Origin of the sequence: Vibrio sp. 3-2(1), assembly GCF_963887575.1 — a bacterium.
Lineage (GTDB): Bacteria > Pseudomonadota > Gammaproteobacteria > Enterobacterales > Vibrionaceae > Vibrio > Vibrio anguillarum.
Genome location: NZ_CAWPGB010000011.1, coordinates 113679 through 129375 on the forward strand (window position 1 = coordinate 113679; position 15697 = coordinate 129375).

Annotated in this window: 12 protein-coding genes; 6 read left to right on the forward strand and 6 right to left on the reverse strand. The window is 44.9% G+C overall.

The window, feature by feature from the left end:
* Positions 1-31: 31 nt before the first annotated feature.
* Positions 32-670 (reverse strand): LysE family translocator, encoded by a 639-nt coding sequence (locus AACQ79_RS03220; protein WP_088732464.1) that lies wholly within the window; start codon positions 668-670, stop codon positions 32-34.
* 220 nt (positions 671-890) lie between these two features.
* Between AACQ79_RS03220 and AACQ79_RS03225 the strand changes: the two genes are divergently transcribed.
* On the forward strand, positions 891-2372 hold the full coding sequence (locus tag AACQ79_RS03225; protein WP_170898386.1) for a carboxypeptidase M32: 1482 nt from the start codon (positions 891-893) through the stop codon (positions 2370-2372).
* 72 nt (positions 2373-2444) lie between these two features.
* Here AACQ79_RS03225 and AACQ79_RS03230 read toward each other — a convergent pair whose 3' ends face one another.
* Positions 2445-3848: an MDR family MFS transporter gene (locus AACQ79_RS03230; RefSeq protein ID WP_088732468.1), complete on the reverse strand. Its 1404-nt coding sequence runs from the start codon at positions 3846-3848 to the stop codon at positions 2445-2447.
* 98 nt (positions 3849-3946) lie between these two features.
* Between AACQ79_RS03230 and AACQ79_RS03235 the strand changes: the two genes are divergently transcribed.
* On the forward strand, positions 3947-4858 hold the full coding sequence (locus tag AACQ79_RS03235; protein ID WP_088732470.1) for a LysR family transcriptional regulator: 912 nt from the start codon (positions 3947-3949) through the stop codon (positions 4856-4858).
* A gap of 89 nt (positions 4859-4947) precedes the next feature.
* Here AACQ79_RS03235 and AACQ79_RS03240 read toward each other — a convergent pair whose 3' ends face one another.
* On the reverse strand, positions 4948-5430 hold the full coding sequence (locus tag AACQ79_RS03240) for a porin family protein (RefSeq protein WP_017044743.1): 483 nt from the start codon (positions 5428-5430) through the stop codon (positions 4948-4950).
* A gap of 103 nt (positions 5431-5533) precedes the next feature.
* Positions 5534-9469, reverse strand: coding sequence for an ATP-dependent RNA helicase HrpA (gene hrpA, locus AACQ79_RS03245; RefSeq protein ID WP_170898388.1), 3936 nt, complete (start codon positions 9467-9469; stop codon positions 5534-5536).
* A 240-nt stretch (positions 9470-9709) separates the two neighbouring features.
* On the opposite strand from hrpA, the gene AACQ79_RS03250 reads away from it, so the two are divergent.
* Positions 9710-10114 (forward strand): hypothetical protein, encoded by a 405-nt coding sequence (locus AACQ79_RS03250; RefSeq protein WP_170898390.1) that lies wholly within the window; start codon positions 9710-9712, stop codon positions 10112-10114.
* Between the two features lie 84 nt (positions 10115-10198).
* On the forward strand, positions 10199-10642 hold the full coding sequence (locus tag AACQ79_RS03255; protein ID WP_170898392.1) for a tellurite resistance TerB family protein: 444 nt from the start codon (positions 10199-10201) through the stop codon (positions 10640-10642).
* A gap of 6 nt (positions 10643-10648) precedes the next feature.
* Here the strand turns inward: AACQ79_RS03255 and AACQ79_RS03260 are convergent, their stop codons facing one another.
* Together AACQ79_RS03260 and AACQ79_RS03265 are read right to left on the reverse strand one after the other, a co-directional pair.
* Complete coding sequence (locus tag AACQ79_RS03260; RefSeq protein ID WP_170898395.1) at positions 10649-11179, reverse strand: 3'-5' exonuclease; 531 nt, start codon at positions 11177-11179, stop codon at positions 10649-10651.
* A gap of 94 nt (positions 11180-11273) precedes the next feature.
* Positions 11274-12797 carry a sensor domain-containing diguanylate cyclase gene (locus AACQ79_RS03265; RefSeq protein ID WP_170898397.1) on the reverse strand — a complete coding sequence of 508 codons (1524 nt, stop codon included), beginning with the start codon at positions 12795-12797 and terminating at the stop codon, positions 11274-11276.
* 336 nt (positions 12798-13133) lie between these two features.
* Between AACQ79_RS03265 and AACQ79_RS03270 the strand changes: the two genes are divergently transcribed.
* Both AACQ79_RS03270 and AACQ79_RS03275 read left to right on the forward strand, forming a co-directional pair.
* Positions 13134-13766 carry a DUF2760 domain-containing protein gene (locus AACQ79_RS03270; RefSeq protein WP_026028849.1) on the forward strand — a complete coding sequence of 211 codons (633 nt, stop codon included), beginning with the start codon at positions 13134-13136 and terminating at the stop codon, positions 13764-13766.
* On the forward strand, positions 13766-15664 hold the full coding sequence (locus AACQ79_RS03275) for an Hsp70 family protein (protein ID WP_170898400.1): 1899 nt from the start codon (positions 13766-13768) through the stop codon (positions 15662-15664). The genes AACQ79_RS03270 and AACQ79_RS03275 overlap by 1 nt, the downstream gene beginning before the upstream one ends.
* The last annotated feature ends 33 nt before the right edge of the window (positions 15665-15697 follow it).

Consider the following 15697-nt stretch of genomic DNA (forward strand, 5'->3'; position numbering starts at 1 on the left):
CGGCAACTTTAGGTGACTAACGAGCAACTTCTTAAGCCGCTTCATCTTCTAGTAGCAATTTCACCCCAAGCGCAACGAGCACAACACCTGTTGTCCCTTCCATCCATTTCATAAACGACGCATTCTTGAGTAAGTTTTTTGCAAAGCTCAATGCGCCCGCTAAACCGCACTGCCAACACATAGCGATAACAAAATGAATGGCAGCCATCAAAAGCGATTGCAACAACGGAGAATATTCTGGGTTAATAAATTGTGGCAAAAATGCGAGATAAAATACCGCCGTTTTAGGGTTCAACACATTGGAAAGAAAACCTTCACGCAATGACCGCTTCAGCGTGAATTCACTGTGTGAAATGGCCGTAACCTGCATACCTTGGCTATTTTTCAGCAACGCTTTTAAGCTGGATAGTCCCAGCCAAATTAAATACGCCGCACCAATCATTTTAACCACATGAAACAGCTCTGCCGATTGTGCCAAAATCGCCGAAATACCGACAGCGGAAAAGGTCGCATGCACAAATAGCCCCATGCAAATACCCAAACTTGTTATGCTGCCGTCCGTGAACCCTGCTCGTGATGTGTTACGAATCACCAGTGCCGTATCTAGCCCTGGAGTTAGCGTTAATATAGTAATTGCGATCAGAAAGGCTTCAATGTTTTGGATATACATACCCGTCCTTGTATAAAAGAAATGTCATCGTTTGCCTTTTTATACCTGACCTCTTTTATAAAGTCTTTAACAGTTTTCACTGGATAAGAAAATAATGAAATACTCATAGCCTTGTCGGTTTGGGTCACGCTCTTTCACCTTAATTGACTTTGATGGCCTTGGTTAGACACTTAATGGTTGCTACACTAGCCCCTCTTTTACGTCACGGAAGGCTAATTCCATGGATGCATTCAATCAATTAGTTCAACACTCTAAGAAAATTTCACATTTCAATCATTTAGCGGCTATTTGTGGCTGGGATCAAGCCGCAGTAATGCCTGCTGGCGGCGCTCAAGCTCGCTCGGAAGCGATGGCGCAATTGTCCGTTCATATTCATAGTTTACATACTCAACCTCAATTAGCTGAATGGTTCGATAAAGCACAAAATGAGTCATTGGACGATGAGCAAAAAGCAACTCTGCGTGAACTTAAACGCCACTGGCAGCAGGCAAACGTACTGCCTGAAGCTTTGGTGCAAGCGAAATCTCTTGCTGGTTCAAAGTGTGAACATGCTTGGCGTACCCAACGCAAAAACAATGATTGGGTCGGTTTTGAGAAAAACTGGGCTGAGGTGGTCACACTCTCACAGCAAGAAGCGCAGATCCGCGCTGATGCTACAGGTTTAACGCCTTATGATGCGATGCTCGACCTTTACGAACCGGGTACAACCACTCAATCATTGGACGCTGTTTTCAGCGATGTTAAAACTTGGCTGCCAACGTTAATCGATCAAGTCATAGAGAAGCAGCGCGCCGAAGAGATCATCATGCCAACTGGCCATTACCCTGCTGAAAAGCAAAAGGCGCTAGGCTTAGAAGTCATGAAACTGCTTCAGTTTGATTTTGAACACGGCCGCCTTGATGAAAGCGTTCACCCTTTTTGCGGCGGTGTTCCAACCGATGTTCGGATCACCACTCGTTATAATGAGTCGGAGTTTATTCAGTCTCTAATGGGCATTGTCCATGAAACGGGCCACGCACGTTATGAGCAAGGCTTGCCTAAACATCTTGCTGGTACACCAGCAGGAGAAGCGCGTTCGATGGGTATTCATGAATCTCAATCGCTCTTCTTTGAAATGCAGATGGGCCGCAGTGAACCCTTTATTGAGCACTTAGCCACCCTAGCCGCCCGCTATTTTTCAGGTAGTGAAGATAAAGTATTTGCACAAGCGAATTTCCAGAAGATCTACACTCGCGCTGAAAAAGGCTTTATTCGTGTCGATGCCGACGAGCTCACTTATCCAGCGCACGTCATTTTACGTTATGAAATTGAACGTGATTTGATCAATGGTCATATCAAACATACCGATGTGCCTGAGCTATGGGATCACAAAATGCAGGCTTACCTCGGCCTTTCTACCCAAGGAAATGACCAAAACGGCTGCATGCAAGACATCCACTGGACAGATGGAAGCTTTGGCTACTTCCCTAGTTACACGCTGGGTGCTATGTATGCGGCCCAGTTTATGGCAGCAATGAAGAAAACGGTGGATGTTGATGCCGCCATTCGCAGTGGTGATTTATCACCAATATTTACTTGGCTTGCCGATAATATTTGGCGGAAAGGTAGCTTATTAACAACCGATGAATTGGTGAAACAAGCGACTGGGGATGTGCTTAACGCTCAATATTTCCAAGACCACCTAAAGCATAGATACCTTTAGCGCCAAACTTAAAAAGCAGCTTAAATCGCTGCTTTTTTCATACTTAGTTAACGCTCAATAACACGCAGGAATTCATGATGAACTTTTCATCAATGCATCTTTACGCAAGCGCCATACTGTCAGTAACATCGCCAGTAACGCTAGTACGCTCATGCCAATATAAACCAAGCTAAAACCTTGTGATAATACCTGAGTGGAAACGCCGGCCTGCTCGGCACTGTGTTCAGCAACCATGACTTCGCTTGGCACTCTCAGATAAAAGAGCGCGGAACAGAACGCAACACCGAGTGCACCGCCGAGTTCTCGTCCAAAATTAAACAGTGACATGCCAATGCCGCGATCGCGTGCGGGTAAGACACTTTGTACAACAACGCCTAAGGCCGGTAAGGTTAAACCAATACCTATACCCGCAAAACCCAATGCAAATTTCACCCACATATCGTAGTGAACTTGCCACAATGCAGCCATAGCCAAAGCAAAACCGACGATCACTAACATCTTATAACGACCAAACTTCGCGATGAGCTTCCCACCCACATAAGCGCCAGAGGTAATACAGACCATGAAGATCACCATAATGGCACCGCTTTCTGACGGAGTGAGTCCTTTTTGCCACTGAAACTGCAGTGGTAAATAGACCAAAAGCGCAAACATCAGCATTTGCGATCCCATAATAAGAACAATCGCGGTCAGATAATTCGGAAGACGTGCTAAACGCGCCGGTAAAATAGGATCACTTACTCTGCGTTCAACAACCACCAAAGCAACTAAACACGCCAGTAATGCAAACGCGCCCCAGCCAGTAGGGATAAATGAATGTGAAGAAAGTAATAACAGCAGCAAAGTCGTCGCACTCATGAGTAACGCTGCTCCCACCCAATCAAAGCGACTATCTCTGCGTTTATTGAGATGCTTCAAATAGCGGTTAACCATGTAAAGTGCCACCAACCCTAGCGGTAAATTAATACCGAATACCCACCGCCAACTGAGGTAGTCAGCAAAATAGCCGCCAAGTAGTGGCCCTGCAATACTGGACACCGCATAAACCGCTGAAATATAACCTTGGTACTTGCCCACTTCGCGCGCAGGAATTGAATCGGCGATAACGGTAAATGCCAGAGCTATTAAGCCTCCACCGCCAATCCCTTGAATCACACGAGCACCAATTAAACTGGGTAGATCAAAAGCAAAGGTACACAGCGCGGAACCCAACATAAAGATCACGATACTGACATTTAGCATCCGAACTCGTCCGAACAAGTCGCTCAGTTTACCGTAGACGGGCAATACAGCGGTCGATGCTAATAGATAAGCAGTAATCACCCATGTTAATGCTTGTCCTGCCGAGAGATCTTGCCCAATAAGAGCCAATGGAGTGGTAACGATGCTTTTTTCAAGCGAGCCTAAAGCGATGACTAAAGCAACGCTGGCAAAAATAATTTTCGGATTAGCCGAATAAGTTGAATCGGTAGGCATGTGCCCCTCATATGAACTTGATTAGAATGCGCGACCGACACGATAACGTAATAGTGCACATCCTAAAATAGGATAGAATGGGATGGCTTATTGCATAAATGGGATTAATGATGAAACTTGATGATTTATCACTCTTTTTAACGGTAGTGAAATGTGGCAATTTTACGCTGGCAGCAAAACAAAAAGCCTTGTCCACTAGCACGTTGAGCCGCAGAATTCAGCAGTTGGAGCAAGATATTGGCAGCATTCTACTGATCAGAAACAGTAAAGAAGTGGTACTAACGAAAGAAGGCGAGCATTTGTTTGAAACCTATGCCAACCTATTTAGCCAAATAGAAGATAAACAAGAACAAGCTTTAAAAGCCAAACAAGAGTTTAGAGGCGAGATCGTCATTAACGCGCCAATCCTACCCATTCGGCATCAGCTAAGTCCATTAGCACTGGAATTTTGTCAGCAACATCCTAAAGTCAACATTCGTATTCAAGTCGGTGCAGGGCTGGATTATCATACCCAGCACGACCTTGACATAGCGCTACGTTTTGGTCCACAACCTCAATCCGATTGGGTTGCGCGCAAACTAGCTAATAACCCTTCCGTGTTGTGCACAAGCCCTGACTACTCGGCCTCTTTGCTGCTAAAACATCCAGAGCAATTACTTTCTCTGCCACTACTCACTTTAAATACCAAACAAGCGTGGATATTTGAACATCAGCAAAGCAAAGAACGTTTTCAATTTATCCCTCAGGCACGTATTAGCTCTGAGGAAATTGATACGATTTTGCAAGCCACATTCATGAATATGGGTATTGCAAGGTTACCTAAAGGATTAATTGATAAGGAGTTAGAGGAGAAACGATTAGTGCCATTATTGCCTAACTGGCAGATTGAAGGAGCGGATGTTTATTTGCTGCACCCTCAGAGACGTTTTCTTCCTGAGCGAACTCAGGCATTTATTGACTACATCATCAATCACTGGTCACGCTTTGCTTTCAGTTACTGGCGTACTTGAGAATGTACACCACACCATACTGCTCAAATAAAAAACCACTTCTTGCTACTAACGAGCAAGAAGTGGTTGAAAGCGATTGAGTGACTAGATTAAAGAAAGTGGAAGGTCGCGTTGAATGAAACCGTACCAATATCGTCATCGCCCAAAGTGTAATTCATGTAACTTGCACCAACTGAAATTGGCCCCATCAGGAAGTATTCAGCGCCTACACCGTACATGATGTCAAAACCATCATCTATTTTATTGCTGTTTAATTTTTTATCCCAAGAATGCAAACCACCCTTGGCATACACATGCAGAGGGCCAAAATCAATGCTTGGCTTTACCGCAAAATAAACAGAAGAGGCCGCGATTTCATTCGTGGCAGTGACTTCAAATTTGCCATGGTCGGTGTAACCCGCTTCGAGGCCAATCAGAGGAAGAATACCAGTACCGGCATGAATGTTGTACGAAGTACCGCTTTTACCATTCAAATCCGATTGGCCTACTGATGCGCCGCCATAAATCCAAGAGTCAGCAAACGCCATTGAAGATGTACTGATCAGCGCCAGTGCGATTAAAGTCTTTTTCATGATGAACCTTCTTTATTTAATTTGGCAGTGGCCTCAAAACGGCGACCGATTGCCACATAGCGTCAAATTATAGTGAACTGTTGGTTAGATGCAAATCTTATACCTAACAAGCATCAATCGCATTTTTTATACGTTTATCTGAAACTGGATAAGGAGTGCCAAGTTGCTGAGCAAATAAACTCACCCGAAGCTCTTCAATCATCCAACGGATCTCTTTAACATTTTCAGGTACTTCTGCACCACGAGGTATCTTGTTTAGTAGCGCTTTGTAATCATTGGTTACCGCTTCAATTTTCAACATGTGCAAACGATCCTTATTTGGATCAATGGGTAACTTCTCCATCCGACGTTCAATCGCGCGCATGTAACGCAGAATATCCGGCAAACGCTTCCAGCCGCATTCGGTGGCAAAGCCTTTAAAGATCAAACCTTCGATCTGCGCTTTGATATCCGATAACGCAAAAGCCATCGTAAAATCGATTTTCCCTTTCAGCTTTTTATTAATGTTGAATGCCGTGGTAAGGATCGTCTCCACTTGTTGGGCGATATCGACCACAGTATCGCCCAATTCAGCGCGCACAAACTCTTTCAGTGCCTCAAACTGCTCCGGTTCCCACACTAAACCGCCTTGCTGCTCAATTAACTTATCAATCCCACAAGCAATACAGTCATCAATCAGGTCCAGTACTTTGCCATACGGGTTAAAGTAGAGCCCCAATTTTGACTTGTTCGGTAAATTGGTGTGCAGATATTTAATCGGTGAAGGAACGTTCAGCAAAATCAGACGCCGTTGCCCTGCTTTCATTGCATTGAGTTGTTCTTGCTCGGTCTCAAAAAGCTTAATTTCAACGCTCTCTTTACTATCCACTAACGCTGGATAGGCTTTAACCTCGAAACCGCCGCGCTTTTGTTGGTACACTTTCGGTAATTCACCAAAGCTCCACGTATGCAAACCTTGCTGTTCAATATCATCGTCTGCCACTTGAGATAGTGTTTCTTGTACTTTCTCTTTCAAACTCTCTTTCAGCTGATATAAATCTTTATGCTCGTTGAGTTTGCGATTTTTATGATCCACCGCGCGAAAAGTGATTTTTAAATGATCCGGAACTTGCTCTAGCTTCCAATCTTCACGCTTCACCTCGACGCCCGTCATGCGTCTTAACTCTTTTTCCATCGCATCCAATAAAGGCAATTCCATCGGTGTGACACGAGCTAAAAACGCATCCGCATAGTTAGGTGCCGGTACAAAGTTTTTGCGCAGTGTTTTAGGCAAAGACTTGATGAGGCTGACAACCAATTCATGACGTAACCCGGGGATCTGCCAATCAAACCCTGTCGGCTCAATTTGATTTAGGATCGGCAATGGTAAATGCACCGTGACACCGTCACTATCCACGCCAGGTTCAAATTGATAGCTGAGCTTCAGCTTAATACCGTTTTGATGCCAAAAGTTGGGATAATTTAAATCAGTGATGTGGCTAGCATCACCTTTAAATAGCATCTCTTTTTCAAAGTTGAGTAGATCTGGGGTGGCTTTGCTGACTTTTCGCCACCACGCATCAAAATGACGTCCAGAGACCACATCCGTTGCGACTCGCTGATCGTAGAACTCAAAAAGCTGTTCATCATCAATCAAAATATCGCGGCGGCGAGATTTATGCTCAAGCTCCTCGACTTCAAGTAATAAGCGACGGTTTTGCTTGAAAAACGCATGTTTGGTTTCCCAATCACCTTCAACTAATGCGCTGCGAATGAAAATCTCACGACATAGTGGCTCGTCAATGGTGCTGTAGTTAATCAAACGTTTAGGCACAATAGGAATGCCATATAACATCACTTTTTCATAGGCCATGACGGCGGCTTGTTTTTTTGACCAATGCGGTTCGCTGTAGCTACGCTTGATCAAATGCTGTGCCAGCGGTTCCACCCATTCAGGCTGGATTTTAGCTGCAATACGCCCCCACAGTTTAGAGGTTTCCACCAATTCGGCGACCATCACCCACTTGGGCTGCTTTTTAAACAGGCCAGAAGCGGGAAAGATATTAAAGCGGGCGTTACGAGCCCCTTGGTATTCATTTTTCTCTTGGTCTTTGATACCGATGTGCGACAGTAAACCAACCAAAATTGCACTGTGGATACTTTGGTAATTGCCCGGTTCGTCGTTCAATTTGTAATCCATTTCACGCATCGATTGGTGAATTTGGAAGTAGACATCCTGCCATTCGCGTACCCGCAAATAATTGAGGTAATCTTGTTTGCACTGCTTACGAAATTGGCTGCTGCTTAACGCTTTTTGCTCAGTTTGAATGTGGTTCCACAGATTCACTAGGCTCAGAAAATCGGACTCTTCATCAAAAAATCGGCGATGTTTCTCATCGGAGGCTTGCTGTTTATCTGATGGACGTTCACGTGGGTCTTGAATCGAAAGTGCAGCGGCAATCACCATCAGCTCTTTTACGCAGCCAAGCTTTGGCGCTTCGAGCACCATACGCGCCAAACGGGGATCAATCGGCAAGCGTGCTAATTTGCGCCCCATATCCGTCAACTGCTTTTTGCTGTCGTTACTATGTTTATTGGTATCAGGAACAATCGCACCAAGCTCTTCAAGCAAACGCACACCATCTTGAATGTTGCGTTTATCCGGCGCTTCCACAAACGGGAATGCTTCAATATCACCCAGCCCAAGTGCGGTCATTTGTAAAATAACCGAGGCTAAGTTGGTACGCAGTATTTCCGGATCGGTAAATTCTGGGCGTGAAAGAAAATCCTCTTCGGAATAGAGGCGTATGCAGATCCCTTCTTCAACACGGCCACAACGTCCTTTACGCTGATTTGCACTCGCTTGAGAAATTGGTTCAATCGGCAAACGTTGGACTTTGGTGCGGTAGCTATAACGGCTGATACGTGCCGTACCTGGGTCAATGACATATTTAATCCCCGGAACGGTAAGGGATGTTTCTGCCACGTTGGTGGCTAAAACAATGCGCCGCCCTACATGGGGCTGAAAGATTTTATTCTGCTCACCGGCGGATAATCGTGCATAAAGCGGCACAATTTCAGTATCACGTAAGTTACGTTTACTGAGCGCATCGGCCGTATCACGAATTTCTCGTTCACCATTCATGAAGAGCAGAATATCGCCAAGCCCTTCAGCACAGAGTTCATCGACGGCTTCAAAAATACCTTCAAGTTGATCGCGGTCTGCGTCCTCTTCACCAAGCAGTGGTCGATAACGCGTATCGACCGGATAAGTACGACCCGACACTTCAATGATAGGCGCGCCACTAAAATGGTTAGAGAAGCGTTCAGGATCGATGGTGGCCGAAGTAATGATGACTTTGAGATCCGGACGACGCGGCAGCAGTTCTTTCAAATAACCTAAGATAAAATCGATATTTAAGCTGCGCTCATGCGCTTCATCGATAATGATGGTGTCGTACTGATTGAGAAAACGATCATGCTGGATTTCGGCCAACAATATCCCGTCAGTCATCAATTTGATCTGAGTCTGCTCGGAAATTTGATCGTTAAAACGAACTTTATAGCCAACAAAGCCACCCAGTTCTGTTTCCATCTCTTGCGCTATTCGGCTCGCGACCGAACGCGCAGCAAGGCGACGTGGTTGCGTATGGCCAATCAGGCCATATTTACCGCGCCCAAGTTCTGCGCAAATTTTGGGTAACTGAGTCGTTTTGCCTGACCCTGTTTCACCCGCCACAATTACCACTTGGTTTTCAGCAATCGCTTTGGCGATATCATCGCGTTTTTGGCTTACGGGCAATAAATCAGGGTAGTCGATGGTAACGCGGCTGTTGAGACGCTGCTGCGCCACCATCATTGACTGAGCAATATCGAGCGCAATTTGATCAAAAACGGCATGTTTGGCTTGCTCATTTTTTATTTTGCTCGCACCAGAGATGCGTTTACTCAGACGAAAACGATCACGCATCATGCATTCTTTCAATGCATTGCGCAGAGATGCCGCACTGTTGCTGCTAGCGTTCATTGACTTGTGTTGATTGGGCTGTGACGAGGTCAAAGCATTTCCTATTCATTTCATTACATAAAACTGAGCGGATTGTAGCATAATCAACGCTCCTGCAATCAGTTATCCTTTCACAAACGGCGAGCATTTATTCGCTTCCTCCTCGATTCCGGTATGTTTTGCCATCGTTCGTATGATTAAGCGATTTAAAATTGGGCAATCGGATCAGGATTTCTTATGTTTATAAGAAAATCGCCGCTACAATAGCGACATGATTACTGAAACGATAAAACTGTGAAAGCATCTGAACTGAAACACATACTCGATTCACTACCCGATAACACCGATCCAGAATTGGTGATGGGTGAGGCTTGGTTGCCTGAACGTCTTATTGACACACAATTGGACGGCCATTTTCTGTTTCTGGAGTTTGATAATGCGCCCGAGGAAGGTGAAGGAGAGGAAGAAGGTCGCGGTTTTGTTGGACATGAGATTGCCATGATACGGCGACGCTTTGAAGAAATTTTGCTAGAAAAAGCGGACAATAAATCCAAAGCCGATGCCATGTTAGCGCTTTTCCTGATGGGGCATGAATACTCAAGTTCAGAAGTCATTGAAATACTAGAAGATCCTAGCGTTCCTCAAGATCCGAATGATTTTTATCACGAGAGCGATGAAGATGAATCTCGTGATATTTAGAATCTCACTTTATTCTGACTTGTGTTTTGCTCAATACGCCACTATTTAAACAATAATGACTCGAAATTTTCAGTAGGTTTTTTTATGTTTAATGCCATTACATCGCTATTCAAGCAACTCTTGGACGGAGAAGATTTAGGCCAGCGTTCCAACACTAACCCCAACCTAGCGATTGCTTGTTTGCTCAGAGAAGTGGCAGGAGCCGATCATCAAATTGACACACGAGAAAATGACGCTAAGTTTCAATTAGTTAAACGACTATTAGCGTTAGATGATACAGAAACCACGGAACTGCTCATTCGGGCAGAACAAAGCGTCAAACAGTCAGCTTCATTGTATGATTTCACTTCACTATTACGCGAGCTCTCGCAAGATACGCGATATGAACTTATCAAGGCGATGTGGCAAGTGGCGCACGCGGACGGTGAGATAGACCCACTCGAAGAGGCGGTGATCCGCAAAGCGGCAGAATTATTGTATGTGGACCACAGTGAATTTATCCGCGCTAAACTTTCCGCTCAAAAATAGAGCGGATTACAACATCGTTAACGCCAATTTCGCAAGGTTGTAGGCATCAACATAAGCGGAGTGCTGTCGCCCTTCCCACTCAATGCCTTGCGCTTCTTGTGCGGCGCGGTGACCAATACGTTTTTCTTTCATTCTCTGCTGAATACGGTAAAGCGTTGCTAGGTTGATGAACTCGCTAAAAGGCATAACGATCCCCTTCTGCTCACACTCTTTAGCTAAAATTTGGTCATCACGCCCCCACGAAACATAAATCTTATTTGGGCCGCCAAAATTCTTGACCATTGATTGAATGACACCTGCGAGTGATCGCCCCTGTTTTTCAATTTTACGCGGAGTTATCCCGGTTAACTCACTACAAAACAGCGAAATTTCGTCTTGCTCTGGCCTGACATAATATTGAGCACGCTTCACAATCGTGCCTAACTGCACATCAATTTCAGCTAACCCCACTTCAATGATTTCACCCGTTGTCCCAATCCCATTTTCATTCCAGCAGCACATTTCTAAATCGAAGCAGACAACTCGGTTATAGTTCATTGTTCAGGCGTATCCTTTAAATATAAGTGGTCAAAGAACGCTATCTTACTCGACTCCTCTCAAAAACTCGACTCTCGCCCTTTCGTTCGGACAGTTATTGGGCGATTGAAACTCGGTTGCGACCATTTTCTTTACTTTCGTATAACTTACTGTCTGCCAAATGTAATAAAGACTCTTGATCATAAGTATGATTGATCGCCGCCCCAATACTGAGCGTGCAATACAGCACCTCATCTATGAACTCATATCCGGTTGATTCAACAGCCGCTCGTAACGTTTCTAAATAACACTGCAAAGATTGAAGTTCTGACAATTCACAAATAATGCAAAATTCGTCCCCACCTAACCGAGCTAAAACATCATTATTTCCCATATGACGTGAAATAACCGTTGTGATATGTATTAGCATCTCATCGCCTGCAATGTGGCTATGGTTGTCATTAATCAGTTTAAAATCATCGACATCAAACATTACCAACGAAAAAGCTTTTTTCTGTAAGACATTCTCTTGCAGTAAACGTCCGAATGCACGTCGGTTATACAACCCAGTCAAACTATCGTGGTCCGCTAAAAAGCGCAGTTCTTCAGTACGTTCTTCTAGCATCTCGCTAAGATGAAGTTTTTCTCTCATCAACAAATAGACAACATAACCTAACAAGATCGAAATAATTAAACCACCGACGCTGAGCGCCACTAAAATCCACTGTATGTTGCTCGCTATTGGTTCTGAGAACTTAAAATCAATTTTCCAATCACGGTTAGGCAGAGATAAGCGTTTCTCTATTTCTATGCCTTTGATTGAATCCCAATCTGGGCTTTGGAATAGAATCGGATCATCTTCGGCATCAAATCCGAGATCGGTTACTTTCATATACAATCGATGATCGGATGCCGTGCGGCTCACCAATCCATCAAAATAAGTAGAGAGTCGAATAACACCCACTACCACACCAATCATTTCCTGTTTGTTGTAGTTAAAAACGGGATGATACACCAATAATCCATCCTTTTTGTGGTGTGCTTCTATGCCATCTTGCAATAGGCGGACCTTATCGGATATAGCAGGTAGCCCCGTACTCTCAATATGTGCAGCAATTCTTTGAAAGCGAGGGCGTAGCGAATAGAAACCGAGCAATTCAAGGTTACTTTGGGTTTGAGGATAAATATCACTCAGAACATAAACGGGTTGTTCATTATCTTCAGAAAATCCAATCACCTTTTGACCCGCTTTAGGTACTGTAAATAACTCAAATTGAGGCAAACGATCCCTCATTAATGTTACAAATTCATCAGCATCATCTTTCGTTACTTTCGCTAACCATTGCAAACCGATAAGGCTGTAGGATGTTGACATAACACCATGAGCAAAAACGTCAAATCCTTGCACATTCCCCCCCTCGGTAGCATGCAAAAAATTGGCAGCCGAACCAATAAAACTGACATCATTTCCAACCAACGTGTCTAATATGCTTGCTTGATGTTCAGCATGGCTATCAAACAACATGACAATATGATTCTTTTGATTAATGTAGAGTAATGAGATGACTGACGCTGTCATCATTAAGGTAATAATTGAAATACATAAAGGGTAGATCACCTTTTTGTCGCTCTCTAGCATAACAGCCTCTCCGTGGCTTAGGACTCAGGACTCAGGACTCAGGACTCAGGACTCAGGACTCAGGACTCAGGACTCAAATTACTCTTATAAAAGTAGGTAAATCAATAGCCAGTCACCAATTTATTAACCAATTAATCTTAAAGTTGAACCAGAATAGAGAATTAATGATTGATACTGCTCAAAACGCAAGCAATCACTTTAGCTTAAACGTGATGATGCGGACTTTCTATCCTGTATTCGCCTTGAATATGGTAAGCTGCGCCCCTATTTTTAAGTCTATTCACCGTAGGCTCACGAGAATTCCCACGCCTACTTCATTGTGTAAAGAGAATTGTAATGAACTTCGATTTAAATATGATCCCTACCACCTTTGACATGCTGCATGCTGGGCTCAGTGCATCAAGCCTTTTGCTACTTCTCATTGTGGTATCACGCAAATCAAAAGTCGTTGAGAAAGTTGTTGAAAAACCTGTCGAGAAAATTGTCGAAGTCGAAAAGCCGGTTGAAACGATTGTTGAAGTCGAAAAAATCGTAGAAGTAGAAAAAGTGATTGAGCGCGTAGTTGAAGTCGAATCTAAATTAGCGACAGCGCCAACCGATTCCGCCCTACAACTTTTGTCGTTAATGCAGCAAGAAGCTCGTCTGATTGACTTCTTAAATGAAGATGTCACCGCTTTTTCGGATGAAGAAGTAGGAGCCGCGGCGCGCGTGATCCACGCCGGTGGTAAAAAAGTCCTACAAGATTACATTCAGCTCACGCCCATTCGCGGCGAAGATGAAGAAAGCCGAATTACCATTGAAGCCGGTTTCAACCCGCAAGAAGTTCGCTTAACGGGTAATGTGACGGGTTCAGCACCCTTTAATGGCACCTTAGTCCATAAAGGCTGGAAAGCAACAGCTATCACTTTGCCTAAATTGGCTGAACAGTATGATGCTTCAATCATCGCCCCTGCCGAGGTTGAATTGTAATGGAACAGACAGCGCCAAAATTTAGTATTGGTATTGACTTAGGCACAACACATTGCGTGCTCTCTTATGTTGATACACAGGATGAAAACGCTCGCGTTTCAGTAATGAGCATCCCTCAACTTACCGCGCCCGGTACGGTTGAAAGCCGTCATCAATTAGGCTCGTTTTTATACCAACCTCATGAACATGAGATGAGCCCTGCCGCACGTGTTTTGCCTTGGTCGTCCGAGCCAAAAGCTTTAGTCGGTGCCATTGCGCGCAACCTTGGTAGTAAGACACCGATTCGTTTAGTCGCCAGTGCCAAATCATGGCTATGTCATGGTGGCATCAATCGACGTGATGCATTTTTACCCGTGGGTAGCAGCGATGAAATGGAAAAGATCTCGCCATTAAAAGCCACTGAGTATTATCTAGAGCATTTAAAAAGCGCTTGGGATCACGCTCACCCTGACTTCCCCTTAGCTACACAAGATGTCACGTTAACAGTACCCGCTTCATTTGATCCAGCCGCCCGAGATTTAACCGCTGAAGCAGCACGCAACGTTGGTTTTGAGCAATTAACGCTGCTTGAAGAGCCACAAGCGGCTTTATACAGTTGGATAGATAATAGCCACGATGCGTGGCGCGATGAAGTCAAGGTGGGTGACATTGTTCTGGTGGTTGATATTGGTGGGGGAACCACTGATTTATCCTTAGTGGAAGTGACTGAAGACGCTGGTAACTTAACGCTCAATCGGATTGCGGTTGGTGAACACATTTTACTCGGCGGCGATAATATGGACCTTGCCCTTGCTTACCGTTTAAAAATGAAATTGGCGCAAGAAGGTAAAGAATTAGCCCCTTGGCAAGTACAAGCGATGACGCACGCTTGCCGAGATGCAAAAGAGGCGCTTCTTAATGACAGTGCACTAAATTCCGTACCGATTGTGGTACCAAGTCGCGGTTCAAAACTGCTCGGTACAACGCTTAAAACCGAATTGACTCAACAAGAAGTGCAACAAACCTTGGTCGATGGTTTTTTCCCACAAGTGAATATCACTGATCATCCGGTGCAAAAAGCACGTGGTGCATTAACGCAAATGGGCCTTCCCTACGCGCAAGACGCTGGAATTACCCGCCATATCGCCGTGTTCTTGGCAAAACAAGCCCATGCAATGAGTGGCAACATATCCGCTCTGGAAAAATCCGCTCTGAATGATAATCCATTTGCTGGCATGCCCGGTATGGGCGAAGCTCCGGAGATGGATTTTATCAAGCCGACCGCCATCTTACTAAACGGTGGCGTGTTAAGATCCGATTTATTAGCAAACCGTCTTCTCAGCACTATTAATGCTTGGTTGAGCACTGTGGGAGCACCACAGATGAAGCGCTTAACAGGCTTAGACCTTGATTTAGCCGTCGCCTGCGGCGCAGCGTATTACGGCGCAGTTCGTCGTGGACAAGGTGTGCGTATTCGCGGTGGTATAGCCTCGAGTTATTACGTCGGTATTGAAAGTGCTATGCCTGCCATTCCGGGGATCGCACCACCGATGGAAGCCTTGTGCGTCGCTCCATTTAGCATGGAAGAAGGAACCAGTGTCCGCGTACCAAGCCAAGAGTTTGGATTGGTCATTGGTGAGCCTGTACATTTTCAATTCTTTGGTTCAACAATACGCCGCGATGACGAAGCTGGCATGCACTTAGATTATTGGGCTCCAGAAGAACTTGTAGAGCTGCCCGAGATCCACGTCACCTTACCTGTTTCTGAAGGACGTCGACAAGGCGAAGTCGTTCCGGTTCACTTAGCCTCAACGATCACAGAGCTCGGGACACTTCACTTAGAAGCCATTGCGACAGACAACGGCCAAACATGGCACGTTGAGTTCGATGTGCGTGAAGATCCTCAAGTCACTCAATAATCCCCACACGGCATCTTCGGATGCCGTTTTTGA

Bases quoted from the DNA above. Each gene is read 5' to 3' on its own strand.
- AACQ79_RS03230 (WP_088732468.1), bottom strand. From the start codon at position 3,848: ATGCCTACCGATTCAACTTATTCGGCTAATCCGAAAATTATTTTTGCC.
- AACQ79_RS03270 (WP_026028849.1), top strand. From the start codon at position 13,134: ATGAACTTCGATTTAAATATGATCCCTACCACCTTTGACATGCTGCAT.
- AACQ79_RS03265 (WP_170898397.1), bottom strand. From the start codon at position 12,797: ATGCTAGAGAGCGACAAAAAGGTGATCTACCCTTTATGTATTTCAATT.
- AACQ79_RS03255 (WP_170898392.1), top strand. From the start codon at position 10,199: ATGTTTAATGCCATTACATCGCTATTCAAGCAACTCTTGGACGGAGAA.
- AACQ79_RS03240 (WP_017044743.1), bottom strand. From the start codon at position 5,430: ATGAAAAAGACTTTAATCGCACTGGCGCTGATCAGTACATCTTCAATG.
- AACQ79_RS03260 (WP_170898395.1), bottom strand. From the start codon at position 11,179: ATGAACTATAACCGAGTTGTCTGCTTCGATTTAGAAATGTGCTGCTGG.
- AACQ79_RS03275 (WP_170898400.1), top strand. From the start codon at position 13,766: ATGGAACAGACAGCGCCAAAATTTAGTATTGGTATTGACTTAGGCACA.
- AACQ79_RS03235 (WP_088732470.1), top strand. From the start codon at position 3,947: ATGGGATTAATGATGAAACTTGATGATTTATCACTCTTTTTAACGGTA.
- AACQ79_RS03225 (WP_170898386.1), top strand. From the start codon at position 891: ATGGATGCATTCAATCAATTAGTTCAACACTCTAAGAAAATTTCACAT.
- AACQ79_RS03220 (WP_088732464.1), bottom strand. From the start codon at position 670: ATGTATATCCAAAACATTGAAGCCTTTCTGATCGCAATTACTATATTA.